General features: G+C 69.6%; 1 protein-coding gene. It reads right to left on the reverse strand.

All coding sequences use genetic code 11. The features are described from left to right. Positions 1-161: 161 nt before the first annotated feature. The coding region (locus ACOADB_RS13485; protein WP_378599382.1) for an acyl-CoA dehydrogenase family protein at positions 162-881 on the reverse strand (720 nt) is incomplete at its 5' end.

Raw genomic sequence — 881 nt, forward strand, 5'->3', positions numbered from 1 at the left:
CGTACGCAGGACCCAGCGTCCGGCTCCGTCCGTGATCGCGTAGGTGAGGTTGGACCGGCCACCGGCGATCAACACAGCCTCGAGCGGACCGGCGGTCGGCGTACCCGCCTCGGCCATCAGGTGCGCGACCGCGTCCAGCTGCGCTGCGGAGAGGTTACTCATCAACGCTGGCCAGACTCGCCCGCGATGCGACGGACGGCACGCTTGGCGATCGACCAGCGATGCACCTCGGACGGGCCGTCGTAGATCCGGAAAGGCCTGATCTCGCGGGCGATGCGTGCAACCGGCAGGTCGCGCGAGACGCCGAGTCCGCCGCACATCTGGGTGGCGCGATCGACGACACGGTGCAGCGCTTCGGCCGCGAAGGTCTTCGCGATCGAGGTCGACTCCGAGGCCCGCCCTCCGTCGTCGAGCTCGCGGCACGCGACCAGGAGCAGGGCACGGGTCGCCGCGAGGTCAATCTCGTTGTCGGCGATCATCTGCTGCATCATCCCCAGGTCAGCCAGTCGGCCGCCGAAGGCCTCGCGGCCCGCGACGTGCTGCACCGCGACCTCGTGGGCACGCCGTGCCGCACCCGACCATCGCATCACATGCGTCATCCGGGCGGGGCCGAGCCGGACCTGCGCGTAGCGGAAGCCCTCGTCCACGCCACCCAGGACGTCCTCATCGGGAACGAAGACGTCGGTGAACCGCATCTCGCAGTGCCCACCGAGCATCGACCTGTCGACCGTCCCGATGTGGCGTCCCACCTCGAGGCCGGGCGCCTCAGCGGGAGCGAGGAACATCGTCGCTCCACCGAGTCCGCCCACCTCACCGCTGGTCCGAGCCATGATGATGAAGAAGCCGGCACCGTCGGCACCGGTGATGAAGTGCTTGTGGCC

Source organism: Nocardioides sp. CPCC 206348 (assembly GCF_048654705.1).
In the GTDB taxonomy this organism is placed as follows: domain Bacteria; phylum Actinomycetota; class Actinomycetes; order Propionibacteriales; family Nocardioidaceae; genus Nocardioides.